The sequence below is a fragment of the Nitrospira sp. genome, from assembly GCA_016715825.1.
Lineage (GTDB): Bacteria > Nitrospirota > Nitrospiria > Nitrospirales > Nitrospiraceae > Nitrospira_D.
In genome coordinates this window covers 72,469-95,117 of sequence record JADJXO010000013.1, presented here as the reverse complement: position 1 = coordinate 95,117, position 22,649 = coordinate 72,469, and the positions used below count along the sequence as shown (strand labels likewise).

Genomic DNA, 22,649 nt, shown 5'->3' with positions numbered 1-22,649 from the left:
CAGTTTGGTGCCAAGGATGAGAAGGGACGCGAGTCATGCCCATCTATGAATATGTGGCCGAGTATTGCGTGGAGTCGCTGTACTGTCCGAAACGGTTTGCATTTCGGCAATCGATGAATGCTCCTCCGGTTGAGGCATGTCCTCGTTGTGGAACGGAACTGAGGCGGATTCTGTCGTCTTTTTCGGCGGGAGTTGACCTGGCCGCGCATATGGCGGGCCTATCGGATCTGCCTGCGGATTCACTGGCCCCACCGGCCACGTTAAAGAACATGTTCGGTGGCGGACTCGGTGATCTGGGGTGCGGGCATCATCATCCTGATGGTCCACCAATCGTGGAGTCATGTCGTCACCGCTGTGGAAATGAACAGGGATCTGATGGTCGGTGAGGATTAAGTTTAAGAGACGGGCTTGGGTGTGATGGCAGCGGCGAGTTCATTCAATAACTGTTCGGTTTCGTTCCAGCCGAGACAGGCATCGGTAATGGAGACACCATGCTGAAGGGCCACCCCTTCTTTCCACGCCTGTTTGCCGGGGTTCAGGTTGCTTTCAAGCATCAATCCCATGATGGTCTGACGGCCTTCGCGGAACTGTCGGAGAACCTCATGGGCGACCAAGCTTTGGCGGGTATGATCCTTACTAGAATTGTCGTGCGAACAGTCGACCATGATCGGTCGTGCGATGCCTTCGCAGGCGACGGCGGCCTCCGCTCGGGCCACGTGTTCGGCTTCGTAGTTGGTTCTCCCTCCTCCACCGCGAAGCACAATATGACGATCAGGATTCCCCATGGTCTTGATGATCGCCGTTTGGCCGTCGGCATTGATGCCGACAAAGTGATGGGGAGCACGGGCAGAAATCATGGCATTGACGGCCACCTGAAAGCTGCCTTCGGTCCCATTCTTGAACCCGACGGGCATGGAGACACCGCTGGCCATTTCTCGATGCGTCTGACTCTCAGTGGTTCGGGCACCGATTGCCGCCCAACTGATGAGGTCGGCGACGTATTGAGGACTGATGGGATCAAGCAACTCCGTTCCACAGGGAAGCCCCGATTGATTGATCTTGAGGAGAATTGCCCTCGCTAATTCGACCCCGGTCGCGATGTCACAGGTTCCATCAAGACGAGGGTCGTTGATGAGACCTTTCCACCCAACCGTGGTTCGCGGTTTTTCAAAGTAGGTCCTCATCACGATCAAAAAGCGGTCGCGCAAGGCATCAGCAACAGGCTTCAGCTTGGCGGCATATTCATAGGCGGCCTCGGGGTCATGGATAGAGCAAGGGCCCACGATGACAAGGAGTCGGTCTCGGTCTTGGCCATGGAGGATCCGGCGAATCGCTTCTCTGGTTTCAACAACGAGGGCACCGGCCTGATCCGTGATAGGCAGTTTCGTCTTGATGGCGCGAGGGGAGGGGAGCGCCTTAATCTCAATAACGTGTTGATTGTCGATCGGTCTATTCATGAACGGTCACGCAACGGATGGTTCTACAATGAACCGGCCCGAAGGGGGAGTTAATCTAACGAATCATAGCAGAAAAGTCCAGACCAGTTAACGTCATGGTTAATCAGGAGGAATTTAATACCAAGGCAGAGGGTTCTTGCAATTTTACACATGGGTTCTTATCCTAACGCCATGTGGTTGTTCGGGACCGATTCTAAGCGTGCGGCTTCATGGATCCGCTTGGGCGTGGTGAGTGGGCTCATCTCTGCCATGCTCGGCTTGGCACCGTTTGCCGTGGCTCAGGATGTCCATCACGAGTTAGCTGCAGCTGACTCGGACGGCCATGAACACTCCGATACGGATATCTGCCAATGGGTCCAGCATCATACGGCCGGTTCGGTTGATTATGATGTTCCTACATTGGTCGTTAGCGAGTCGGTCTGCGAACAGCAACTTCCTTGTGATTCCATCATATTGTCGGCAGCTCCTTCTCTGGTCGGTCCTTCCCGTGCCCCCCCTTCTCGATAGCTCGCACATCCACGCATCGATATAGGGGAATAGGCCGCTCTGTATGGGCGCGTCTAGTCCTTTCCGCCTTTTTTCTTCTTGCGGCCTTGTGAAGGAGGATGAGTATGAGGTACCCGTTTGTGAAGGGTCTGTTACGGAAGGCAATTGTCGTGATCGCCTGCGTCGCTGCTTGGGTGGCCTATTTGGACGCGCAGGCGCAAGCGAATGATCAGCCGCCAGTGATCACAGGGATTGTCCAAAATCAAGATCTTCGGCGAGTCCCGCAAGCCGTGATCGAAGTGAAAAATCAAGACGGTGACCTTGTGTCATCCGCGGTCTCAAATGAAGCCGGTGAATTCAAGCTCTCAGTGCCGGAGAGCGGGACATATTCAGTGAGCGCGGTGCAAGAGACCTATCGGAGTGAATACATTGTGTTGACCCTGGGGGAGGAGTCACCCAAGCCGGTGATACTGACGCTGTCATTGACGAAGGAGGTGTCGCTTGAAGTGGTGTCTCCCTTACCGCCTATTCAAACCAAGGCGTCCAGCGAGACCTACTCACTCAGCCGGAAGGACATCGATATTCTTCCGCGAGGCAACAATAATGACTTACACGACGTGCTACTGACGATCCCAGGTGCGGCCTATGGATCGTTGAAGCAGGTCCATGTCAGGCAGGACCATGCGAATCTCCAGCTCAGGATCGATGGGGTGCCGATTCCTGACACGGTCTCCTCGACGTTTTCTGATGTGATTTCGCCACGGGCGTGGGAGCGAGCCGACATTGTGTTGGGGGGGATGGAGGCCAATGTGGGAAATAAAACGGCTGCGCTCATCGACATCACGACGAAGAGCGGCACGAAGCCTGGATTTGGGTCGGTCCAAATGTTCGGCGGGTCGAATAAAACGATCAACCCGTCGTTCGAGTATGGAGGCACGATCGGCGAGAAGTTTCGCTATTATTTTTTCAACAGCCATACGGCGACGAATCGAGGGATTGAGCCGCCGACTCTTGGACATTCCATTTTTCACGGGCAGAGTGAGCGAAACCAGACGATGTTTCGTGGCGACTATCAGTACGACAATAACAATAACATTACCCTGTTGTTCTTGAACTCCATCGCAAAATATCAGATTCCGACGTCCCCTGGACTGGAAGTGAATCCGACGATTCTCGGCTTGTTACCCGGAGGATTTACGCCGGTGCCGTCGCAAATGGTAGATGAGAATCAGAAGGAAAATAACCAATATGGCCACCTGGTGTGGCGGCACGATATCAACACCCGAAACTTTTTCAGCTTGGCAGGGTATTTCCGTCACACCAGAGCGACATTTCGGACAGATCCGTTGAATGTTCTCGCCTATGTGCCGGAGGTAGAAGAACCCTTCTCGGCCGGGAGCCAAGATCGTATCGGCTATTCAGGTGGCGTGCGCATGGATTACACCTATGTCCACAGCAAGGAACACTTGATCAAGGCCGGGTTCCAGATCGATCGGACCCAGGCGATCAACAAGACGAGATTGTTTACCTTTCTCGATGATGGCATAGGAAACCCGACCGGAGGCGTCATCAACGCCGGCGGCGACAATCGGCTTATCGGGTGGCGACAGGAGTTCTGGATTCAGGATCAGTGGACGCCGAACGAACACTGGACTTTCAATCTCGGTGTTCGCGCCGATGTCGTCCAGTATCAGCGTAACGAGGGGCAGATCAGCCCACGAGTCGGTGTCACGTACCGCTATAATCCAGCCCATGCGTTCCACGCGTTTTATGGACGCATGTTTACCCCCCCGAATCTCGAGAGGCTTGCCTTGGCCGGCTTGAATACAGAGGGCACGAAAGCGCATCCGGAAGAGACCACCGACAATCTTCCGCGGGCTGAGCGGGCCCATTACTTTCAAATCGGCAGCGTTCATGCCCTCACGGATTGGGCGACCCTCCAGCTCACGGGGTATTATAAGCTTGCCAATTATCTCTCGGACGCACACCAGTTAGGCTCGACTCCCTTGCTGAACTATATTGCTTTTGAACGGGGGTGGACCAGGGGTGCCGACGCCGCCCTCAAAGTCTGGTTCATGGAAAATCTGACGGGTCGTGCCAATATTGCCTGGGGACAGTGCAAGGGGTATGGCTTGCAGTCCGGGCACAATCTGGTGCACGAAGAGGAACTTGTGGATATCAATTCCCGCAGCGGTGTCCATTGCGATCACCAGCAGACGCTGACGGCCTCAGGAATCCTGAGTTATCGGTTGCTCGAGCGGACCACCCTTACCGGGCAAGTGTTGTTTGCGTCAGGACTGCGGACGGCAGAAGAAGGCGCCAAGACCAACTCGAGTCATAGTCCGACCTACACGATCTATAACTTTTCGATCAGCCATGTCATCCCATTGCCATGGCATGGTCAGAAGTTCTTGATCGGGTTCGATATCGTGAATGCGTTGGACCAAAAGTATTTCATCAACCAGGGCGAAGGGAGTATTGGGCTCGGTGTGTCCCATGCCGGCATGCCGCGGTCCTTTTTCTTTCGCGGGCAATGGTTCTTCTGATATATACAGTGTCTTCATGAATCTATTGGACGGGACCATGCCTTTGAATATCAGACAGATGGTGTCGGTCTGTGCGCTGTGTGTGCTACTGAGCCCCGCCGCTGCATTCGCAGCGGCGGGGGATGAGGCCACGCATGAGAGCGATCACGAGGAGGATGTACTTGAGCTGCCTGAGGTACATGTTCACGGACTCACGCTCAATAAGGACCAGCAATTAGGCCCGGTTGCCAAGTCGACGCCTTGGCCCGGTATTCCTGCGTCCCTCAATGGTCAAGAGATCGATGATTGGATGAAGGTTCGTCTCTTGGTGTCCAAACAGGCGAAGGTCAGCGTGGTTGTGCTGGAGCCCTGCAAGCATCGTGAGTTGACCGCTGCTGGGGTTCATGCACTCGGCAAATGGACCTTCGATCCACAAATGAGCGGCGATGATCCGGTGGACGGCGAGCTGACCGTCAGAATTCATTTCCGCACGCGGTAACCCTGGCCGCGATCATCAAAGCCAGGGGAAGGCGATCCATTCGCCCAGTCATTCTTGCCTGTCACCAAGACCTCTAGACTGCGTATGCCTGGTCACGCATACGTTCCTTCACTGTTCCGGCGCCTCAGACGGACCTTTGTAATCTACTCGCACAACGATTATCATGAGCAAGGCTGTCTCATCGTTGAAGTGGTAAGGCGAGAACCATGCAGAGTGAGATAGATCTGTTCACACTCGAATCGTGGGCATTCTGGGCAGGAGTCGTTGCTGTAGGGATGACTGTGGCCGGTGCCTTGCTGGGGTGCTTGTTGCGTTGGCGCTCCTTCAAGGGCGATTCTTTGAACAATGAGATGGGATCGGCAGAGGAGCCAAAAGCCGAAACGTTCTCCGACGCGATCTCCCATCGAACACGATCTGTGGATTGGATCAGAAAGACGGCTGTCGCTTGTATCGCGGCTGGTGCGTTGTTTGGCTGCGTGTCTTGGTGGGTGTTGCTCACGGTCAGTGATGCGAAAGAAGAAGCCCGGATGCGGGTTGAATCGGACTATGCATCAGCACTGGCTGATTTGGCGGTAGCAAACGAGCGTACCGGTAAACTGGAAGTTGAAGCGGCAGGTTTTCGTGAACGAGCAGCTCGCGCAGAAGACTTGGTGAAAGTCGCAGAGGCTCAGTCGGAGGAAGCGAAGAAAGAGACTGCACTGGTGCGTAAGAATACAGCCAAGGCATTGACTGATATGAAGGCGGCGAACGAGCGTGCCGCTCAAGCGGAAATTGCACTGATGAAAGTCAAAGAGCGAAGGGCCATTTCGGACCAGCAGCGCACCCGGTTACACCAAGCGTTGAAACCAATTCACAAGGGGCCGGTAAAAATCATCGCCGTGCTGGGTGATGAGGAAGCTGGAAAGTTTGCAAAGGAAGTGTCGAGTGTTCTCAAAGACGCCGGATGGATCGATATCCATCTGAATCGTGGGGTGTTCAGCGGAGGCATCGATGGGTTCGAAATCCGAGTTCGAGACCGTGAGAAGGTTCCGGTGTTCGCTCTGCAAATGGCGAGAGCGTTCGATTCAATCGGATTTGATCCTTCGCTCGTGCATGATCCATCGGTAGCGGAAGGGACAATGGAAATCATCATCGGTACGGACGGGGACTCCGGATAGACTTGTAGGTTGCTTCTGTTTCCTCAGCGACACTCAGAGCTCTTGCTCAGTCGTTATAAAGTCTTGTGGGGGTAGGAGTAAGAGATCAGTTGACGCTTGACGCGTGCGGAGTAAGGCCGTATCGTCGCATGCATGAGTCTGGACGAAACGCTCTTCCTGGCGATTAACGGATTGGCAGGCCAGTCAGCGGCCGTGGACGACTTTTTCCTGCAACTGGGACATCGCAGCACGCTCTATCTTCCGGGTGCTTGTGCCATCGCCTATTGGATCTGGAGCAACCGACGAGAGGCGCTGTTGGGCGGTCCGGTTCTGGGAGCAGCCGTCGGGCTCACCGATTTCGTTGGTGGACAGCTCAAATGGATCTTTGAACGAGTTCGACCCTGTCGGGCGCTCACCGACGCGGTGAAGATCGAGGCGAGCGGCTGTGGGGGGTTGTTCAGTTTCCCATCGAACCACGCCGCCAATACCGCAGCGCTCGCAGCATTCCTCCACGTCTTATACCCCAGGTCGGGCTGGATCACCTGGCCCATTGTGGCATTCGTCGGTTTCTCCCGCGTGTTTATCGGCGCGCATTATGTGACGGACGTCCTCGGTGGGTGGATGCTCGGAGGAGTGATCGGCGGAGGAGCGGCGTGGGCCCTGCTGCAATGGCCGAGGTTCCGGAAGAAGTTGGAGTCGGTCGTCACGCCTATTGGAAAAGTTGAAGCCAGATCGTGAGATTTACTCCGGCGGTGATGGTTCCTCCAGTGTCGCTAACAGGCCGCCTCGCAATCGATCGACATCGTATCCCCGACCAATCAGCACGAGCGCAGACGTGGGCTCATCCAACAATGTTACCGGTGTAATCGTAGACTGTCCTGGTAAAGCGTATTGGAATTCCTGCAGCTCCGGTTCCTTACCGAATCGGAAATATCCTTTTGCCCGTTCCAGTTGTTTCGGGATCGTCTTCATCCATGCCAAGAAACGCCGGCGATTCAGCGGACCTGGCAACGGAACGGTGGTCGCGATGGGATGGTAGGCAGCCCGTTGCACGGAAGTTGGTCGCGTCGTCCCGAACATCACGTTCGTCGGAGCCGTCGGCTTTATCGAGGAGTGTGGAGCCAATAACGCAGCGGCATCGAGTCGCGCGTGGGAGGTTTCCCACAGCCGCGCATAGGGGTTTTGCTCGATGATCGATGAACGGAATCCCTCCCAGTGACCCGGGACGTACAGGTCTCGCTTATTCAGAATAAGTTCGTCGGCGCACCGGATGGCTTGTGTCGTCACATAGGCGCTGGAGTGGCTTTCTTCTGTCGAGACCGGATGCAAGAGCGCGATGACCCGTTCGAGAACCGCCAACCGCGCGGTGTATGCATCGGTTACCGCATCGACCACTTCAGCAGGGTCGGCCAGCCCTGAACATTCCAGAATCAAGACATCTGATCCATGATCACGCACCAGCTGGGCAATGCCCCACGAGAGATCTTCTTTGGTATCGCAACAGACGCAGCCACCGGCGAGGTTCATCACCTGCTCAGCGAGTGTCCCGGCGCGAGGACCATCAATACTGACCGATCCGGCCTCGTTCATCAGCACGCCGGCTCGTCGGCCTTGGGCTTTCCAATGTTCCAGCAGCCGCATCAACAATGTGGTCTTGCCGGCACCGAGGGAGCCGCAGAGAATATAGAAGGGAACAGGCGATGAAGTCATACGTCTCCTTAACCACGTACGAGGCATTGTACCGGGATCGTCTTGGAACATGAAGAGCAGGAGGATGTATCACGCCGCTTGGGAACTCGTGAACCTTATCCGCCGGCGAAGACGGGGCGAAATCCCGCATCGGTGAGAATACGAGCGACCGTCTCACGCTGATCGCCTTGGACCTCGATCCGTCCCTCCTTGACCGTTCCGCCTGCCCCACAGGCTTTCTGCATCCGTTGGGCAAGGGCTTCTTTTTCCGCCTGGCCGATTCCCACGAACCCCGTGACCACCGTAACCGTCTTGCCTCCACGGTGCGCCGTCTGGCGAAGGATATCCACGCGCCCGCGATTCTTCTTCGGTGTGGACGACACTGGAGTATTCGAAGCGGGAACAGGTGGCTTGGGCGAAGCCGCCGGCAGGGGCACGCGATTCAGCTCAGCGAATGGGCTGGCCCACTTGATTGGCCCACCGTCGGTGGGAAGGCGTTTCTTCTCTTTCATCCGTGAATCATTCCAAACAGAAGGCTACACCTGGGTTGGTCGCACGACAAGTGCCCTATGAGGCTGTTTGCTGATCCGGAGTATGATCATGTCCCTGCCCTCAGCTCACGTACTCCACGGCCGACCTTGCGCCGGATGAGTGTTCGCAGCGTGATCCCATTGGCGTAGCCGACCTGAACGGCAATTTGATCAACACTCTTGTTGCTTGTCTTCAAAAGATGAACCGCGCGTTCGACACGAAGATCTTGAAAGTATGCGAGCGGGGATTTCCCCATCACGGATTGCAGGCGGCGTGTCAGCGTCCGTGGGCTCGTGGCGACGGCACGAGCGGCATCATCGAGAGAAAACCCGTCGGCCAACCGACGACGTGCCCACCGCTCGAACCGCTCGACAAACGGATCGGCATGGGCGAGATGATCAGGGATGGCAAATGCTGCCTGCGATGGCCGTGGGTCAACGACGAGGTAGCGAGCCGTCAGTGTGGCCAGGGCCGGGCTGCGACGACGTATGATCCATAAGGCCAGGTCGAGGTGTGCCAGCGCAGCGCCGGCAGTGACTAAACGTGAGGCAGGAACGATCATCCGTGATTCGTCGAGCACGACACGCGGATACCGCTCACGGAAGAACGGGGCGAGCCACCAGGACGTCGTGGCATGATGGCCGTCGAGGAGGGACGACCCGGCAAGGATAAACGTGCTCGTGCAGGCCGCCCCGACGAGCGTGCCGGCGGCAGACCAATCGCGCAACAGGGCTTGTGCGTCTGCCGTGTCTCGCCGTTCCAATGCCACGCCTAATGTCTCCGGCATCTTCGCTCCGATGGCCGGGACAAGGACGACATCAGGGCGCGTAAGTCGTGTCACAGCCCGGACTGGTACGGCCAGCCCTTGACTTGTGCGCACGCGAGGTCGGACGCCGATGATCGTCACCTCGAAGCGCGTCGGCGATGTCCCGGTGGACTCCGCCAATGTGTTCGCCGTGCTGAAGGTGTCGAGCAGGGCGGCCAATCCGGTATCGAAGACGTCATGAAGCGTCAGGATACAAAGACGCATGGCGAGAACTGTATCATAATTGTCATTCCTGCCACTAGCTCATTACAGGATGGCGACGCTAGAATGCGCACGGTACGACTCACACATTCTGAACAGGAGGCATATCATGGTCAAAGTTGGACTGTTGGTGCGATTGCAGGCGAAACCGGGAAAGGAAGCCGAGGTTGCCGGCTTTCTTGAAAGTGGACTGGCATTAGCCAATCAGGAGACTGCGACGGTGGTCTGGTTCGCGTTGCGGTTGGGACCGGCGACATTCGGCATCTTCGATGCATTTGCCGATGAGGCAGGTCGAAAGGCTCATCTTGGTGGACAAATTGCGGCGGCTCTGATGGCGAAGGCTGCCGACCTGTTGGCCGAACCGCCGAAGATCGAACAGGTCGATGTGCTTGCCGCAAAGATCACGTCATGAAATCGTTGCGATGCATAGCTCGACAACGAGCAGGTCTGTGGGGAGTCCCTTCTGCGGTCAGAACCGTTTAAAAATGAGGTGTCATCATGAAGTGTAATGTGGGTGGAGTTGAACGGCCTATACGGATCGGAATCGGAATAGTGGCGATCTTGATCGGCCTCTTTGCGGGTCTTTCGACTGGTATGGCAGATGCGGCTCTTGCCGTCGGGGGCATCCTGCTGCTTACCGGAGCGGTGGGGTTTTGTCCGTTGTTCATGTTGTTCGGAATCAATACCTGCGCTCCGTCGTCCAAGGTTCCACCTCAGTCATAGCCATAGAGCCACTGTGTCGTAGAGGACGCGATATTCTTCACGGAGTGGCGGACGTTGTTCGGGATAAACACTTCGTCGCCTGGCTCGGCAACGATTTCTTCATCGCCGATGGTCAGCCGTAGCTTCCCAACCACGACGGTGACGAGTTCGTTCGTCGTGTGAACGAAATCATTCCACTCTCGGTCGGGAGGATCGGTGAAGAGATCGCAGGAGTAGCCGCGCTGTTTCCAGTCGCGAGCGATCCGCTCCTGGTCGGGAGGTGTCGAGAATTTATGCAGGGTAAGATAGGGCATGGGCACGTGACGGGGTCATATTCTCTTGCACATGTCTAACCGGAGACTTCCCGGTTTCCATCATGCCTCATGAATTCAGTTAGATTCACGGTAGTTGTATCAAAGAACACACCCTCCTTACCCCTCTCTCTGCATTTGCTCCGATACACTCTCTTGCATGCAGAATTCCAGGGGATCTGGAGTGTGGAGGATCGTGCCATAAAGCTTGGCATCTTGCCCTTCCGATCGTTCCACTGGACCGGTTGCCTGAATCAGTCAACGAGATCAGCTACTGTGATCTTCTTAAAAGGCATAAGGGGGAACTGTGTTGTGTACGAAAGTGATAACCAGGTAGCCGATAGCGGCCGCGCCAATGAGCATCCCTCCGATATACAGCCAAACCTTGTCCATCGTGTCCTCCTTGGTGGTGAAGACGGAATATCAACTCATATCCATTCTGTTTCTTTCATACTCATGATGAACCACGAAGGGGCATACATGAACTAGGAAGATACCTTGGTTCAGCAAAATGATTCCCCGGTGGCAAAAATCCCCTCTACAGCCGTGATCCGGAACAAGACTTGGATAGATTATGAGGACGTTGTCTCATTCGGTGACGGCCCTGCACGGGTCAATTTGTTGTATGCTCCAACGGGGCAAGCGCGAGTGAGTGGTCGGCGTTTCTTGATAGCAAACGCTTGGCTTGCACCTGAAAATATTTGAAGTTCCTGAAATTTTCGCGCGAAGAGCACGATGGGCAGTGAACGGCAAAACGTGGCGATGGTGAAACATGATCTTATCGGAGGCCAGAACCTCTTTTTCCGGCAATCGCTGATCACACAGGCGATCGTCATCGTCTTCGCCACAATCTGCATGTCGGCTTCGGTGTTGGCGCAGGACCATCGTGGCGAGGTTCACGGTCCAGAACCGTCTCCGCAACAGTTGGAGATAGAGGCATTGAAAGCCAAGGTCAAGCATCTGGAACAATCAGTCGAGGACATCAAGCAAAAAGAATCGAAGCCTGCGGAGCCGCTCTCATCGGGGACCAACACGGTCGTTCCTGCCATCGACCGGGAACGAGAGCTGGTAACGGAAGATGCATACGCAGATGCTCGACTGGACAATGCTCCATTTGATCCAGCTTTTCGAGGATTCTTCCGCATCCTCGGTTCTCACACCATGATGCGGATGGGAGGCTATCTCAGAACCGATGCAATATACGATTTCAGCCAACTCGGTAATGTCAACCAGTTTCGCCCCGAGTCGATACCGACGCCGAACCTGGACGTGTCAAATTACAATATGGCCGCACGGGCCTCTCGACTCAGTCTTGAATTTCGGACCGATACCCAATGGGATGTCTTGCGGACCTATGTTGAGATCGACTTCGTCGGCCCCGGCAATCGCACCGAGTTTCGTCTGCGTCATTTCTACGCCCAGCTGAGAAATATTCTGGTCGGGCAAGCGTGGACGACGTTCCACGATTCGGATGTCATCCCTGAGACCGTAGACTTCAACGGTCCGAACTCCTGGATCTTCCAGTTTAATCCGCAGGTGCGATATACGCACCGTCTGGCTACTGGTCACACCGTATCTGTGTCAGCCGAACAACCTTCGTCAGGCATTCCATCGGTGAATCCCGTAACAACTCAGCCTGTTTCTTCGACGAGCCCTCTCCCTGATTTTGTGGTGCGCTATCGGTATGAAACCGATGATTATCACTTCAATACGGCGGGACTGTTTCGTCGTGTCGGTGGTGTGACGAGTTCAGGGCAATCGGACCATGTGTTCGGATACGGGGTGATGGCATCAGGCTTGCTGAGAGTATGGGGCAGGGACAATATCGTCTTTCAGGCGGTCTATGGTGAGGGAATCTCACGGTATTTTATCGACCCCAAGAATCTCAACCTCGATGCAGGCTATGACTCGTCAGGAGTTCTCAACGCCCAGCCGGCGTACGGAGGCTACGCGGCCATTCAACACTTCTGGAATGATCAGTGGCGATCCACCGTGACCTATGGGTTTCTTCAGATCAATACGACGGAAGGGTCTCCAGCTGATACTTACAAGAGAACGCAGTATCTCGATTGTAATCTCATGTATAGCCCCGCAGAAGGAATCACGATCGGCGGAGGATTTCTGTGGGGGCAGCGAGTCAACAAGAACGATGTGTCGGGAGAGGGGTTCAGGATCAATTTTCTTCTGAAATATGATCTAGTCAGGTTGCAGCAGGACGTGAAAAACGTGTTGCCGTTCTAGAAGTGAAGATCACTCACTACCTGTACTCAAGTGAGCCACAGGCGATCGCATCTTCCCACGTTACGCATCTCGTGCTATCGCCATGCCAAGCCTTTCCTCAAAAACGGGTTACATCCGAACCGTGTTCTGTCTTGACACCGTGCTCTTCCTCCAGCATGATTCGCTACGCCTTCATGATTTCGAATCACGAGGAAGGTATGGCCGGTAGGTTGTAGGCCGAACATGCTGAATCAGATGGGACCTGATCGAGACAATTGAAGGAGCGCTGTATGCCCAGGAAGCCGTCACCACCTGAACTCATGAGGAATCTCGCCATTGGCTATTGGGCGTCTCGCCTCGTGCATGTTGCGGCAAAGCTTCGATTGGCTGATCTACTAAAAGGCGGTTCCCGGAGTATCGAAGATTTGGCATCGGCCGCCGGTGTGCAGCCGGGATCCCTCTATCGCCTTCTTCGTGCACTTGCCAGCCTCGGTATCTTTGCAGAAACGAAAGGTCGGCGATTCAAGCTTACGCCGCTTGCCGCTACGCTGCGAACCGGCGTGCCACATTCCATGCATGCCTGGGCCGTGATGATCAACGAATCCTGGATGTGGGATAGCTGGAAAGAGTTACTTTCGGGGGTCAAGACTGGTGACATGCCGTTTCAGAAAGCACATGGCATGCCGATCTTCCAGTATCTTGAGCGCCATCCTGAGGATCTTGAGGTGTTTGGTGAATCGATGTCCAGTCTTTCTCAGGCGGAAAATCCGGCGATCACGACCGCGTATAAATTCCCTAAAGGTCGGACTGTGGTCGACATCGGCGGCGGGCATGGCAGTCTCCTTGCGGCGATCTTGAAGGCGAATCCTTCGGTGAAGGGAATCTTGTTCGATCAAAGTGCTGTCATTGCCCGTGCCGAGAACGACAAGCACATCACCGCAAAAGGTATCGCCTCACGATGTCGACTTGAATCAGGGGACTTCTTTGAAGACGTCCCTAAAGGGGGAGACGCCTACATCATGAAGTACATTCTTCATGATTGGAGCGATGAAGAGTGCGTCAAGATTCTCGCCAATTGTCGAGCCGCGATGAATGAGAAGGGGAAAGTCCTGGTCGTCGACAACGTCGTATCAGCCGGGAACGACCCAAGCTGGGGCAAGTTGCTCGACATACAAATGCTGATTATCGGAGGCCGTGAGCGCACCAAACAAGAATTCGCGGCGTTGTTTGCGTCGGCTGGACTGAAACTCACCCGAATTGTCCCGACGAAATGTCCGCTGAGCATCGTGGAAGGCGTCAAAGCATGATGGTGTCGGCCTCTCGTGACATAAACGGATTCGGGGTGCGGTTCTTCTCTGTGAGCATGTTGCAGCATTGATCCGGTCCAATAGGCTCTATCCGTTCGGACAGGACGGTGTCACATCGATCTGGTGTATGGTAAGACCCCGTATCCGTGGATCATTGGGATGCGAGGGGTGCATTGAGCCTGAAACTTGAGGAGGGTGCATGATCGCATGGTGGGTAGCCAGCGGGATGGTGACGACGATGGTCGCGGCCTTCTTGTACAAGGGGTGGAGGCAGCGCCGTCGAGCCTCGTCAGGATCTCATACGGTAATGACCAAAACGACGGACGGTGAGCTGCTCCAATTTCTGGTCAGGCCGACCCGGAGGTCCGGAAAAGACCTGTGAATCAGCGTAGAGCGCATTCCAGTCGTCGCGTCGTGAAGTCTCTGTCCTCACGTCGGACCGTGTACCCAGACCAATTTGGTAGAGGAAAGAAGCGCCTGCCACTCTGATCCCCTCGGAAAGGTTCCTTCCAAGTTCAGCGTTCCGTTCCTGAGTTTGACGAACATTGTATCTACGGAAAGGAGGCGCGATGTGGAGTTTTGACACGGCCTCATTCGCTTCCTTGACGTTGTGCGCAACCGAGGTTTAGTCTAACCGATAGAGCAGACGTGCATGATGGGGCTTGTGGCTGCGAGCCTCCTCGTGCTGTGTCTTATTGTGTGCCAGGGCTCGTACCCGTTCAGTGCTAGACCGTGAGTGCTTTCCTATGGTGAGGTCAGTAGGTGATAGAGAGCATCTGACATCCCGTGTGAAAGTTGCCTCGTCTTCATTTGTTTGAGGCCACGGGAGGTAGGAGCTAGATCTCACTCCTTAGGTTTCTCTCAGCCATGAGGTAGACTTAGAGAGATCAGGGGATTTACTCTTGCAGGAAGAGGCAATGGTGGAGCGTCGATAATGACCAAAGGTGTCTGGGTGGTGTTCGCGACGGCAATGCTCGTCGTGATCGGAAATGTTGTGTTGCTCTGGTTCCTCCTGCAATCACATTTTAGTGCGAAAGAAGAACCGATGGAGCTGGAAGTGATGATCGCGCGACAGCTTAGACACCTGGCCATCCCTAACGATCAGAGGCAGATGGCGAACCCCGTTCCCGCTTCGGATGAGGTCCTCGCAGAAGCTCGGGTTCACTTCGCGGACCACTGTGCAATCTGTCATGGGAATGATGGAAGAGGCGTGACCCAGATCGGTCAGAATTTTTATCCAAGAACACCTGATTTGACTCAACCTGAAACGCAGTCCTTTTCCGATGGAGAATTGTTCTACATGATCCAAAACGGCATTCGATTTACCGGCATGCCTGCGTGGGGGAAGGATCGTCCCGAAGCGGATCTCGATAGTTGGAAACTGGTACACTTTATTCGTCATCTCCCACGTATTGCCGGCCAGGAACTTGAGGAGATGGAGAGGTATAATCCCGTGAGTCCAATGGCGCTGGAAGAACAGGAGCAGATCGATCGTTTTCTGCAAGGAGAAGAGCCTGATCCGCCATCTTCCGCACACCATCATTAACATTAACCGAGGTGGAACGTTGACCAACATCGTAAAGGGAATAGGAACACTGGTTCTGCTGCTGACCTTACTTGTGCCTGGGATCGCCGCTGCGCATGGGAAAGCGAAGCATGTCTTTGGTACGATTACGGCCTTCGACACGGCTGAGATTCAGGTGCTGACAAAAGAAGGACAAACAGTCTCAATCGGCACCGTCGCTGAGACAAAATATAAAAATAGAGGAAAGGAGGGTGAAGAGAACATCCCGAAGGTGGGCGATCGAGTTGCGGTCGATGTAACGGAGAAAGACGGCAAGTTCACAGCCACGGAAGTCCAATTCTCCTCCGCTGCAAAATCCGAGAAGCCAGTGAAGGAATGAGGCTCACGATGGGTTGTCGGCTTCTGGATTCGTGAATGCGTCGTTCTGATCATGTCGAAGTGGAAGATGTCATGGGAGCGAAAGCGGTGACTCCGCTTGATACGGTCAAGGAGATATACGCCTCATTTGGAGAGGGCCGAATCGAGGCGATCCTATCCAAGCTGTCCGAGGATGTGGAATGGGAGTATTCGAACTCCTCAACCTCTGTTCCCTGGCTGCAGCCAAGAACGGGACGCCAAAACGTCGCGGCGTTTTTTCAAAGTTTGGCCGCCATCGATATGAAGCGCTTCCTTCCGCACACCTTTCTCGACGGTGGACAGGTTGTCGTGGTGTTGCTCGATGTGGAGTTTACGGTTCGTGCGACGGGAGCACAGGTCGTTGAAACAGACGAGATCCACGTGTGGCGATTCAATGCGCAGGGGCTCGTGTCACGATTCAAGCACGGCGTCGATACCCACCGCCATCAATTGGCCATTTCCTCCGCTAACGCAATCTCGTGACGATATTCAGCCGACAGGAAAAATAAAGTCAGGTGAATCAGACGTCAGGAGTTCCGCTCCCGCATCACCTTGATGGAACAGTAGAGCGCATACCCTTGAGCCACCATACCGGTCACCAGTAACCCCAAGGCGGTTCGGAGCCAATGGGAATCGGGATGATCCAGCCCGTACATGCCGAGTACGAACCCGAGCGCGATAGCCACAATACCGACCGACCGCGCAATGATGGCGTTCAGACGCCAATTCTTAGGAGCGCTGGATCTGGAAGACGGCATGGATTCACTCTACATGCGCTTCAAACGAAAGATCAATTCATGCTTAGATAACAATAAGTTACCGCTGATAGCAATTCCTCGTCGGATCATCATCTGGTGAATTGGCCGCGCACTGAGGGCCCATAGGCCGCGGAGCCTTCACGTAGCCTTCTGTCGTATGGTTCTTTCGCAAGATCGTACCGTGCAACTCATGGCAGGAGCCCGAACATGCGGGACCTGGTGGTCGCGGATTCGTGAGCACCATGGAGGTCCCTCCGATGGGGATAAAGCGCGGATAGGTCATGGTAGTGGATCCGAACGTGAGTTGTCCTTGATGAGACGATTGCTCGACTCTGGTCGTAAAAGTCGGACGGGGTTGTTCCGGTCGCAGTACCGTCGCCCAAGTGGGATCGTCGGGTGCATAGAGAAACGCGTTATTGCCACGATGGCATTCGGTGCAGGCCACGGTGTCAGGAGCAAAGCCCTGAACCGGATCTCGGAGGGAAGCGATGGGAACCTCAGCCGTCTCAGGATTCCACCTCGTACTCGGCGAGCTCGGGTCGTTGCTCAAAAAACAGGCGTGTCCCGTCATGGCACTCTGACAGATGACCTGAAACGTCCCGCTACTTCTTCCCAAGGCAATGCAGGCCCCTCGCACATCCGGTGACGCATAGGACCAGACACGCGCGAACGAAGTGTCATCCACCGGAGTCTGATCGAGCGAGTTCGGCGTTAATAATATTGTGTGCAGGTTGCCATGGCCTTTCCATTCTGAGGAGGAGATGGTCCAATCGGGTGGAATTGGGACGCCTTTTTCTCGGCACGTTTCCAGGTAATTGCCCGTGCTCACAACCGCCGCACGTACCGATTCGGCAGGGGGAGCGGAGCCTGAAGGGAGTCCTTCTCTAGGCGACTCCACGAGTGAACAGTTGAGAAGAAGGAAACTTGTGACCACGAGGACAGATGGTCCGAACCATCTCACGGTTAGCTCAGCCTCCAACGGTTCATCCCTGACACCTCCGTGATTTCGTAGAAACTCAGGAGGCTGATTATACCGTGTCGGAGCAGATGTCAATGGCCACCATCCATCAAGCGAGGTCCCCAACCGCTGAAGGATGGTACAACCAGGTTCGGAACGGCTCGAGTGGGAAAATTTTCAGGACCTTCGGAGCAAGACGATTGACAATTGTCATCACCTAGGATACTGCTCCATTCAAACACGCAGGATGTCACAACTTTCCAAAACCTACTCGATGAGACACTCCATTCTACTCAAAGTTCGGTATCCACATTTTAGTATCTCAGCAGCAGAAAGGCGGACTCACGGGCTCGTGAAGAAGGAGAGGTGTTGATGAAGACGTTAGTGTTGGCAAATCAGAAGGGTGGCGTCGGGAAAACGGCGATCGCGTGCCAACTGGGGTACTTTCTCGTGGAGATGCTCAAGAAACGGGTCTTGATCATCGACTTGGACCATCAGGGCAACACATCGAAAAACATCGGCACCTCAAAGCTGGCCACCATCTCGGCCGTCACCGCAGATCAATTGTTGACCGAGCCGGTCACCACCATTGAAGGCGGGACCTTTGTGGTGATTCCGTCCCATGCTGATCTGCTCAAACTTGAGCGGCGGGAAGAAGATCACAACCAGTTTGCGAACAATCTCCAACACTTCCTTAACGAGATGGACGACCGATTTGATGTGGCCATCATCGATACGAATCCCAACCCGGATATCCGGGTGCTCGCCTCACTCGTGGTGGGGGACTTCGTGCTGTCGCCGATTCAACTGAATCAAGAAGCCGTCGACGGCATCGCCGCGCTGCGGGCGCAGGTCTTGAAGATCCAAAGTACGTTGAACAAGGATCTTCGATTCATCGGGCTCCTGCCGAATCTGGTGGAGCCGACTCCGTTTCAGCGAGCCAATTTCGATCAACTCTGCACGGCCTTTGCCTCGTTGTTCATTCGACTCGAGGATGGGCGGATGGCCGCCATTCCGTCGCGAACGGCCATGGCTGAAGCCCAGGCCATGGGAGCGCCGATCTGGACCCTACAAAAAACCAGCTCACGCGAGGCCTGGTTACATCTCAAACCGATCTTTCAAAAGGTCGCTCATACGATGGGGGTGATGGAATGAAAAAACCACTGATCGCGACGTTGGATCTCACCGCGCTTGATCGGACCGCACCAGCCCCAGATCCGGTTGCCAAAGAACGGACGGTGACGGCTGAGGTCTTAGGGCGGCCGCTTCAAATTCCAGTCAAGGACATTGAAGAGGATCCAGCTCAGCCTCGCCAAGAATTCGATGCGGCGAGCATGGACGAATTAGAGCAGAGCGTCAGAGTCCACGGCGTGAAAACGCCCATCTCGATCCGGCCCCATCCCACCGAGCAGAAGCGCTGGATTTTGAATTTTGGGGCGCGCCGGCTCAGAGCTTCAAAGGCCGTCGGCAAGACCACGATTCCTGCTTTCATCGATCGATCGCATACCGATTATCAGCAGGTCATCGAGAACTTGCAACGGGAAGATCTGAAGCCGCGTGAGCTGGCGATATTTATCAAGAAGAAGATGGACGAAGGGGAAAAACAAGCCAAGATTGCAGAAATTCTTGGAGTGAATCGATCCATGGTCACGAACCATTTGGCATTGATCGATATGCCGGCCTGCATGGAAGAGATTTATGCGACGGGGAAATGTGTCTCAGCCAAGACCCTCTACGACTTACGGAACCTGCACAAAGACTTTCCCAAAGAAGTTGAGCAGTGGAGCGGCAAGGCGCAGGACATCACCAGAGCCACCGTGTCGGCTTTAGCGTCGGAGCTCAAGGGTCTACAAAAAGAGAATGTCATCGATGCGCAAGGTGAGAGTGGAAACCAGGAGAGAAAGTCAAAACCGGTCACGGCGATGCCGTCGTTGATCGTCATCTTTCAGCAACGATCCGGAACGATTGATTTACGGCATGCACCACAACGGTCTAATCATGTGATCGTGCAATTTGCAGATGGCAAACAGGAAGAAGTGCCGGCACGGGAGTGCCAGATCGAGCAGATCATTTTTCAGTAATCTCCCGTCGTGACCCCCTCTCCAGACACAGATGGGGAGGGGGCAGCCTTATTTCATGGCCACACAGTAGGCGATCTCCAGCTCCAACATTCTCGAATCTCCCACGATCAAGATTCTTCCATTCTATCCTGTCCTAGTCGTAGCACAGTTCAGTTTGGCAGGTTGTTGGACATGTCCAACAACCTGCCAGGTAGATGGTGGTCAAATTACATAGCGTGACGATGCTCTGTTGGATATGTCGCAACAACTTGCGACTAGGGGACTGGCTCAGGCGCAGCCGGTGCCTGTCCCGGTACCCAGATGTGTTGGACATGTCCAACAAATCGTCTGATCGAGAAGGCATAGGCTCCGGCGATCGGGGCCCCGCCGCTAGTGACTTGGAACGTCGTGGGCGTGATTGTGTTCGGATTCACCGATTCACTGAAGGTCGCCGTGATCGTGGCCCTCGCGCTGATCCCAGTCGCTGCATTGACCGTGTTCGGATTGATCGGATCGGAGAAGGTCAGGACGATCGAGGTATTGAACGGCAGGTTGTTCGCGCCGTTGACTGGGGTGATCATCACCGTCAGCGAGACTGTATCGCTCCCGCTGCCGGTCGTAAATGAGCCGGTGAAGGGGCCATCGAGCGGCACGCCGGAGAGATAGATATAGCCGTTCTGAATGACCACATCGCCGTTGGGATTTGTCACTGCCGCATCGGTCGGACCTGGTACCGAGGCCGGCACCTGGACGATCATGGTCGTCGCGGAGACCAGTGTCAGCACGCTGGCTGATTTGTTCCCGATCTTCACCGTGGTCCCGGACACGAAGTTCATGCCGGTCAAGATCGATTGTTGGCCTCCCTGGACGGAGCCGACATTCGGTGAGACTGAAGTCAATGTGGGTGGTGGACCAGCAGCGGCCGCGGTGAAATTCACGCCATTCGAGACCAACCCACCCACTGTCACGGTCACTGGGCCAGTCGTGGCTCAACTCGGTACTTGGGTCGTCAGCGTGGTGGCCGTGGCTGATAAGGTCGTGGCAGTCACGCTGTTGAAGCGGATTTGATTTAAGCCTGCGGTCGTGCTGAAGCCATTGCCGGTCATCGTCACCATGCGGGTGACCGGGTCGAGAGGACCGGTGCCGAGGCATTGACGGAGAACAAAGTCGTGGCCGAACCGGTCGTCGTCACGGTGGCGGCTGCAGCACCGGACGCAGCACTATACGAAATCTGGAACATCGCGGTGAGTGAAGTCGGTGTGGCCACACATTGCGGACGAGGATGCCAGGATTACTCGTGGCGAGCGAGGCGCCAGTGAGATTCGTGCCAGTCAGTGAGACGTTGACGGATGTTCCCGCGTTGCCGGTTTTCGGCGTGAAGGCCGTGATGGTCGGAGCGCCTACGCCACCCGTGTTGCGGGTGATGGAGAGCAGATTCCAGACAGCGTCATATCGGGTATGACAACAGGACGACGGAGTCACCCACTTGCCACGCACCGTGGTCGCGCGTACAGACGTAGGATCGGGTTTGGGGCACGCGAGGTGGCGACGCGAGCGCGGGGACCACGTCGCGTGGGGCCGGTCGTGTATGCCTATGAGCTGCGAGCTCGCGATCGTATCTGACCGCCCCTGCGGCCCACCCGAGTGGCCTGCGAGGCCGGAGAGGTAGTTGCCGAGTGGACCCCTATGCTGTCGCCTGCGCTCATACCGGAAGGAGGACCGATGCCACAGTTTATTGGGTTGGATATTCATAAGACGGTCGTGGTGGGGTGTACGGTGGATGCCCACGGGACCGTTTGTCGCCGCCAGCGCTTTCCGTTGACCCGCACCACCCTCACGGCTTGGGCCAGCCAGCTCACCGCCGAGGATGCCGTCGCGGTCGAAGCGACCACCAATACCTGGGCGGTCATCGCGATCCTGCAACAGACCCCAGCGCGGCTGGTGGTGAGTAACCCCCTTCGCACGCGGGCGATCGCTACGGCCAAGATCAAGACGGATCGGGTCGATGCCGAAGTCTTGGCCCAGTTGCTGCGCTGTGCCTATCTGCCCCCGGTGTGGATTCCGGATCCGGCCACGTTGGCCGCCCGCCGACTGACCACCCGTCGCACGGTGCTGGTGGCCGAACGGACGCGCCTGAAGAATCGCCTGCACAGTGTGCTCCATCAGCTGTTGCTGCCCTGTCCCGTCACCGATCTCTTTTCCCGCGCCGGCGTGGCCTGGTTGGCGGCGGTGGAGCTCCCCGCTGCCGAGCGCGCCGCGGTGGACGCCGATTGTCGCCTGCTCGCCGCCGTCGACCAGGAACTCACCGCGCTGGAGCAGACCCAAGTCGAAGCGGCAGGAGAAGATCCTCGCGTCCGGCTCTTGCTCACGCTGCCCGGAATCGATGTCGCGGTCGCCACCGCGCTGCTGGCGGCGATCGGGGAGGTGAGCCGCTTTCCCACTCCGGCACAGTTGGCCGCTTATCTGGGCCTGGTTCCGTCCGTGCGGCAGTCGGCGCACCACTGTTATACCGGCCACATCACGAAACAGGGGGCTAGCCATGTCCGGTGGCTCCTGGTCCAAGCGGCCCAACATCTTGACCGACATCCCGGCCCCCTTGGGGCCTTTGTCCGCAAACTTCAGCGCCGCAAGAATCGGAGTATTGCGATCGTGGCGGCCGCCCGTAAGCTCGTCACGCTCGCCTGGCACGTGCTCCGCACCGGGGCCCCCTATCGCTATGCGCTCCCGCGCGCGACCCAAGAAAAACTCGCCCGCCTCCGGCGGCGCGCCACGGGCGAACGGCGCCGCAGTGGCCCAGCCCCGGGTACTCCCCGCGCCCCAGCCTATGGCACCGGGCAGCGATCTCGGGGCATCCCGGCGCTCGCGACGGTCTATCGGCAGGAAGGGCTGCCAGTGCTCAGCCCGATTCCGATGGCGGAAGCACGTGTCCTGGCGATCGACCCAGCCGTCCATCAGTTTGTCACCAGTCTCGATGTCGCGCACCGTCACCCACGACGCGCCCGCCGTGCGTCCGACTCTGAACCGGAGACTCGTGACAGACAACGCGTTCAACCAGGTTGACA

General features: G+C 56.0%; 27 protein-coding genes. 19 read left to right on the top strand and 8 right to left on the bottom strand.

The window, feature by feature from the left end; translation table 11 throughout:
* Positions 1–35 precede the first annotated feature (35 nt).
* Entirely contained in the window at positions 36–386 is a 351-nt protein-coding gene (locus IPM58_17455; GenBank protein ID MBK9308826.1) for a zinc ribbon domain-containing protein, read from the top strand.
* Between the two features lie 9 nt (positions 387–395).
* Here the strand turns inward: IPM58_17455 and IPM58_17450 are convergent, their stop codons facing one another.
* Positions 396–1,457: a 3-deoxy-7-phosphoheptulonate synthase gene (locus tag IPM58_17450; GenBank protein MBK9308825.1), complete on the bottom strand. Its 1,062-nt coding sequence runs from the start codon at positions 1,455–1,457 to the stop codon at positions 396–398.
* Positions 1,458–1,607: 150 nt separating this feature from the next.
* Here IPM58_17450 and IPM58_17445 point away from each other — a divergent pair, with 150 nt between their 5' ends.
* The 5 genes from IPM58_17445 (at position 1,608) to IPM58_17425 (ending at position 6,841) form a co-directional block, all read left to right on the top strand.
* On the top strand, positions 1,608–1,964 hold the full coding sequence (locus IPM58_17445) for a hypothetical protein (protein MBK9308824.1): 357 nt from the start codon (positions 1,608–1,610) through the stop codon (positions 1,962–1,964).
* A gap of 104 nt (positions 1,965–2,068) precedes the next feature.
* The gene (locus IPM58_17440; GenBank protein MBK9308823.1) at positions 2,069–4,489 is read left to right on the top strand and encodes a TonB-dependent receptor; all 2,421 of its coding nucleotides are present in this window, start codon (positions 2,069–2,071) and stop codon (positions 4,487–4,489) included.
* A gap of 16 nt (positions 4,490–4,505) precedes the next feature.
* Positions 4,506–4,967 carry an energy transducer TonB gene (locus IPM58_17435; protein MBK9308822.1) on the top strand — a complete coding sequence of 154 codons (462 nt, stop codon included), beginning with the start codon at positions 4,506–4,508 and terminating at the stop codon, positions 4,965–4,967.
* A gap of 206 nt (positions 4,968–5,173) precedes the next feature.
* On the top strand, positions 5,174–6,124 hold the full coding sequence (locus IPM58_17430) for a hypothetical protein (protein MBK9308821.1): 951 nt from the start codon (positions 5,174–5,176) through the stop codon (positions 6,122–6,124).
* A 132-nt stretch (positions 6,125–6,256) separates the two neighbouring features.
* Complete coding sequence (locus IPM58_17425) at positions 6,257–6,841, top strand: phosphatase PAP2 family protein (protein ID MBK9308820.1); 585 nt, start codon at positions 6,257–6,259, stop codon at positions 6,839–6,841.
* A gap of 3 nt (positions 6,842–6,844) precedes the next feature.
* Here IPM58_17425 and IPM58_17420 read toward each other — a convergent pair whose 3' ends face one another.
* The 3 genes from IPM58_17420 to IPM58_17410 all read right to left on the bottom strand — a co-directional run bounded on the left by IPM58_17420 (position 6,845) and on the right by IPM58_17410 (position 9,353).
* Complete coding sequence (locus IPM58_17420) at positions 6,845–7,813, bottom strand: GTP-binding protein (protein ID MBK9308819.1); 969 nt, start codon at positions 7,811–7,813, stop codon at positions 6,845–6,847.
* Positions 7,814–7,908: 95 nt separating this feature from the next.
* On the bottom strand, positions 7,909–8,304 hold the full coding sequence (locus IPM58_17415) for a translation initiation factor (protein MBK9308818.1): 396 nt from the start codon (positions 8,302–8,304) through the stop codon (positions 7,909–7,911).
* Between the two features lie 86 nt (positions 8,305–8,390).
* On the bottom strand, positions 8,391–9,353 hold the full coding sequence (locus IPM58_17410) for a helix-turn-helix domain-containing protein (protein ID MBK9308817.1): 963 nt from the start codon (positions 9,351–9,353) through the stop codon (positions 8,391–8,393).
* 106 nt (positions 9,354–9,459) lie between these two features.
* Here IPM58_17410 and IPM58_17405 point away from each other — a divergent pair, with 106 nt between their 5' ends.
* Positions 9,460–9,762: an antibiotic biosynthesis monooxygenase gene (locus IPM58_17405; GenBank protein ID MBK9308816.1), complete on the top strand. Its 303-nt coding sequence runs from the start codon at positions 9,460–9,462 to the stop codon at positions 9,760–9,762.
* 86 nt (positions 9,763–9,848) lie between these two features.
* Positions 9,849–10,073: a DUF2892 domain-containing protein gene (locus tag IPM58_17400; GenBank protein MBK9308815.1), complete on the top strand. Its 225-nt coding sequence runs from the start codon at positions 9,849–9,851 to the stop codon at positions 10,071–10,073.
* On the opposite strand, the gene IPM58_17395 is transcribed toward IPM58_17400, so the two are convergent.
* Positions 10,064–10,366, bottom strand: coding sequence for a cupin domain-containing protein (locus tag IPM58_17395; GenBank protein MBK9308814.1), 303 nt, complete (start codon positions 10,364–10,366; stop codon positions 10,064–10,066). The two genes, IPM58_17400 and IPM58_17395, sit on opposite strands and share 10 nt — an antisense overlap.
* A gap of 732 nt (positions 10,367–11,098) precedes the next feature.
* On the opposite strand from IPM58_17395, the gene IPM58_17390 reads away from it, so the two are divergent.
* The 6 genes from IPM58_17390 (at position 11,099) to IPM58_17365 (ending at position 16,294) form a co-directional block, all read left to right on the top strand.
* Complete coding sequence (locus tag IPM58_17390; GenBank protein ID MBK9308813.1) at positions 11,099–12,604, top strand: porin; 1,506 nt, start codon at positions 11,099–11,101, stop codon at positions 12,602–12,604.
* A 269-nt stretch (positions 12,605–12,873) separates the two neighbouring features.
* Complete coding sequence (locus IPM58_17385) at positions 12,874–13,890, top strand: methyltransferase (GenBank protein ID MBK9308812.1); 1,017 nt, start codon at positions 12,874–12,876, stop codon at positions 13,888–13,890.
* A 199-nt stretch (positions 13,891–14,089) separates the two neighbouring features.
* Entirely contained in the window at positions 14,090–14,272 is a 183-nt protein-coding gene (locus IPM58_17380) for a hypothetical protein (GenBank protein MBK9308811.1), read from the top strand.
* 552 nt (positions 14,273–14,824) lie between these two features.
* On the top strand, positions 14,825–15,436 hold the full coding sequence (locus IPM58_17375; protein MBK9308810.1) for a c-type cytochrome: 612 nt from the start codon (positions 14,825–14,827) through the stop codon (positions 15,434–15,436).
* A 19-nt stretch (positions 15,437–15,455) separates the two neighbouring features.
* Positions 15,456–15,794, top strand: coding sequence for a hypothetical protein (locus IPM58_17370; GenBank protein MBK9308809.1), 339 nt, complete (start codon positions 15,456–15,458; stop codon positions 15,792–15,794).
* 35 nt (positions 15,795–15,829) lie between these two features.
* On the top strand, positions 15,830–16,294 hold the full coding sequence (locus IPM58_17365; GenBank protein ID MBK9308808.1) for a nuclear transport factor 2 family protein: 465 nt from the start codon (positions 15,830–15,832) through the stop codon (positions 16,292–16,294).
* Positions 16,295–16,338: 44 nt separating this feature from the next.
* Here IPM58_17365 and IPM58_17360 read toward each other — a convergent pair whose 3' ends face one another.
* Both IPM58_17360 and IPM58_17355 read right to left on the bottom strand, forming a co-directional pair.
* Positions 16,339–16,569 (bottom strand): hypothetical protein, encoded by a 231-nt coding sequence (locus IPM58_17360; GenBank protein MBK9308807.1) that lies wholly within the window; start codon positions 16,567–16,569, stop codon positions 16,339–16,341.
* A gap of 58 nt (positions 16,570–16,627) precedes the next feature.
* Positions 16,628–17,398: a hypothetical protein gene (locus IPM58_17355; protein ID MBK9308806.1), complete on the bottom strand. Its 771-nt coding sequence runs from the start codon at positions 17,396–17,398 to the stop codon at positions 16,628–16,630.
* A gap of 501 nt (positions 17,399–17,899) precedes the next feature.
* Here IPM58_17355 and IPM58_17350 point away from each other — a divergent pair.
* Complete coding sequence (locus tag IPM58_17350) at positions 17,900–18,682, top strand: ParA family protein (GenBank protein MBK9308805.1); 783 nt, start codon at positions 17,900–17,902, stop codon at positions 18,680–18,682.
* Positions 18,679–19,608 (top strand): ParB/RepB/Spo0J family partition protein, encoded by a 930-nt coding sequence (locus tag IPM58_17345; GenBank protein ID MBK9308804.1) that lies wholly within the window; start codon positions 18,679–18,681, stop codon positions 19,606–19,608. Before IPM58_17350 ends, IPM58_17345 begins: the two co-directional genes overlap by 4 nt.
* A gap of 254 nt (positions 19,609–19,862) precedes the next feature.
* Here the strand turns inward: IPM58_17345 and IPM58_17340 are convergent, their stop codons facing one another.
* Positions 19,863–20,525 carry an IPT/TIG domain-containing protein gene (locus tag IPM58_17340; protein MBK9308803.1) on the bottom strand — a complete coding sequence of 221 codons (663 nt, stop codon included), beginning with the start codon at positions 20,523–20,525 and terminating at the stop codon, positions 19,863–19,865.
* Here IPM58_17340 and IPM58_17335 point away from each other — a divergent pair.
* The 3 genes from IPM58_17335 to IPM58_17325 all read left to right on the top strand — a co-directional run bounded on the left by IPM58_17335 (position 20,515) and on the right by IPM58_17325 (position 22,647).
* Positions 20,515–20,655, top strand: a complete 141-nt coding sequence (locus tag IPM58_17335; protein MBK9308802.1) for a hypothetical protein — start codon at positions 20,515–20,517, stop codon at positions 20,653–20,655. The genes IPM58_17340 and IPM58_17335 overlap by 11 nt on opposite strands.
* 101 nt (positions 20,656–20,756) lie before the next feature.
* Positions 20,757–20,906, top strand: a complete 150-nt coding sequence (locus tag IPM58_17330; GenBank protein MBK9308801.1) for a hypothetical protein — start codon at positions 20,757–20,759, stop codon at positions 20,904–20,906.
* Between the two features lie 403 nt (positions 20,907–21,309).
* Positions 21,310–22,647: an IS110 family transposase gene (locus IPM58_17325; protein ID MBK9308800.1), complete on the top strand. Its 1,338-nt coding sequence runs from the start codon at positions 21,310–21,312 to the stop codon at positions 22,645–22,647.
* Positions 22,648–22,649 lie beyond the last annotated feature (2 nt).

Excerpts from the sequence above, each read along its gene's own strand:
- IPM58_17400 (MBK9308815.1), top strand. The coding sequence starts at position 9,849 with ATGAAGTGTAATGTGGGTGGAGTTGAACGGCCTATACGGATCGGAATC.
- IPM58_17325 (MBK9308800.1), top strand. The coding sequence starts at position 21,310 with ATGCCACAGTTTATTGGGTTGGATATTCATAAGACGGTCGTGGTGGGG.
- IPM58_17420 (MBK9308819.1), bottom strand. The coding sequence starts at position 7,813 with ATGACTTCATCGCCTGTTCCCTTCTATATTCTCTGCGGCTCCCTCGGT.
- IPM58_17430 (MBK9308821.1), top strand. The coding sequence starts at position 5,174 with ATGCAGAGTGAGATAGATCTGTTCACACTCGAATCGTGGGCATTCTGG.
- IPM58_17455 (MBK9308826.1), top strand. The coding sequence starts at position 36 with ATGCCCATCTATGAATATGTGGCCGAGTATTGCGTGGAGTCGCTGTAC.
- IPM58_17395 (MBK9308814.1), bottom strand. The coding sequence starts at position 10,366 with ATGCCCTATCTTACCCTGCATAAATTCTCGACACCTCCCGACCAGGAG.
- IPM58_17450 (MBK9308825.1), bottom strand. The coding sequence starts at position 1,457 with ATGAATAGACCGATCGACAATCAACACGTTATTGAGATTAAGGCGCTC.
- IPM58_17405 (MBK9308816.1), top strand. The coding sequence starts at position 9,460 with ATGGTCAAAGTTGGACTGTTGGTGCGATTGCAGGCGAAACCGGGAAAG.
- IPM58_17345 (MBK9308804.1), top strand. The coding sequence starts at position 18,679 with ATGAAAAAACCACTGATCGCGACGTTGGATCTCACCGCGCTTGATCGG.
- IPM58_17445 (MBK9308824.1), top strand. The coding sequence starts at position 1,608 with ATGGGTTCTTATCCTAACGCCATGTGGTTGTTCGGGACCGATTCTAAG.
- IPM58_17390 (MBK9308813.1), top strand. The coding sequence starts at position 11,099 with ATGGGCAGTGAACGGCAAAACGTGGCGATGGTGAAACATGATCTTATC.
- IPM58_17435 (MBK9308822.1), top strand. The coding sequence starts at position 4,506 with ATGAATCTATTGGACGGGACCATGCCTTTGAATATCAGACAGATGGTG.
- IPM58_17350 (MBK9308805.1), top strand. The coding sequence starts at position 17,900 with ATGAAGACGTTAGTGTTGGCAAATCAGAAGGGTGGCGTCGGGAAAACG.
- IPM58_17365 (MBK9308808.1), top strand. The coding sequence starts at position 15,830 with ATGCGTCGTTCTGATCATGTCGAAGTGGAAGATGTCATGGGAGCGAAA.
- IPM58_17385 (MBK9308812.1), top strand. The coding sequence starts at position 12,874 with ATGCCCAGGAAGCCGTCACCACCTGAACTCATGAGGAATCTCGCCATT.
- IPM58_17375 (MBK9308810.1), top strand. The coding sequence starts at position 14,825 with ATGACCAAAGGTGTCTGGGTGGTGTTCGCGACGGCAATGCTCGTCGTG.
- IPM58_17425 (MBK9308820.1), top strand. The coding sequence starts at position 6,257 with ATGAGTCTGGACGAAACGCTCTTCCTGGCGATTAACGGATTGGCAGGC.
- IPM58_17440 (MBK9308823.1), top strand. The coding sequence starts at position 2,069 with ATGAGGTACCCGTTTGTGAAGGGTCTGTTACGGAAGGCAATTGTCGTG.
- IPM58_17380 (MBK9308811.1), top strand. The coding sequence starts at position 14,090 with ATGATCGCATGGTGGGTAGCCAGCGGGATGGTGACGACGATGGTCGCG.
- IPM58_17360 (MBK9308807.1), bottom strand. The coding sequence starts at position 16,569 with ATGCCGTCTTCCAGATCCAGCGCTCCTAAGAATTGGCGTCTGAACGCC.
- IPM58_17410 (MBK9308817.1), bottom strand. The coding sequence starts at position 9,353 with ATGCGTCTTTGTATCCTGACGCTTCATGACGTCTTCGATACCGGATTG.
- IPM58_17415 (MBK9308818.1), bottom strand. The coding sequence starts at position 8,304 with ATGAAAGAGAAGAAACGCCTTCCCACCGACGGTGGGCCAATCAAGTGG.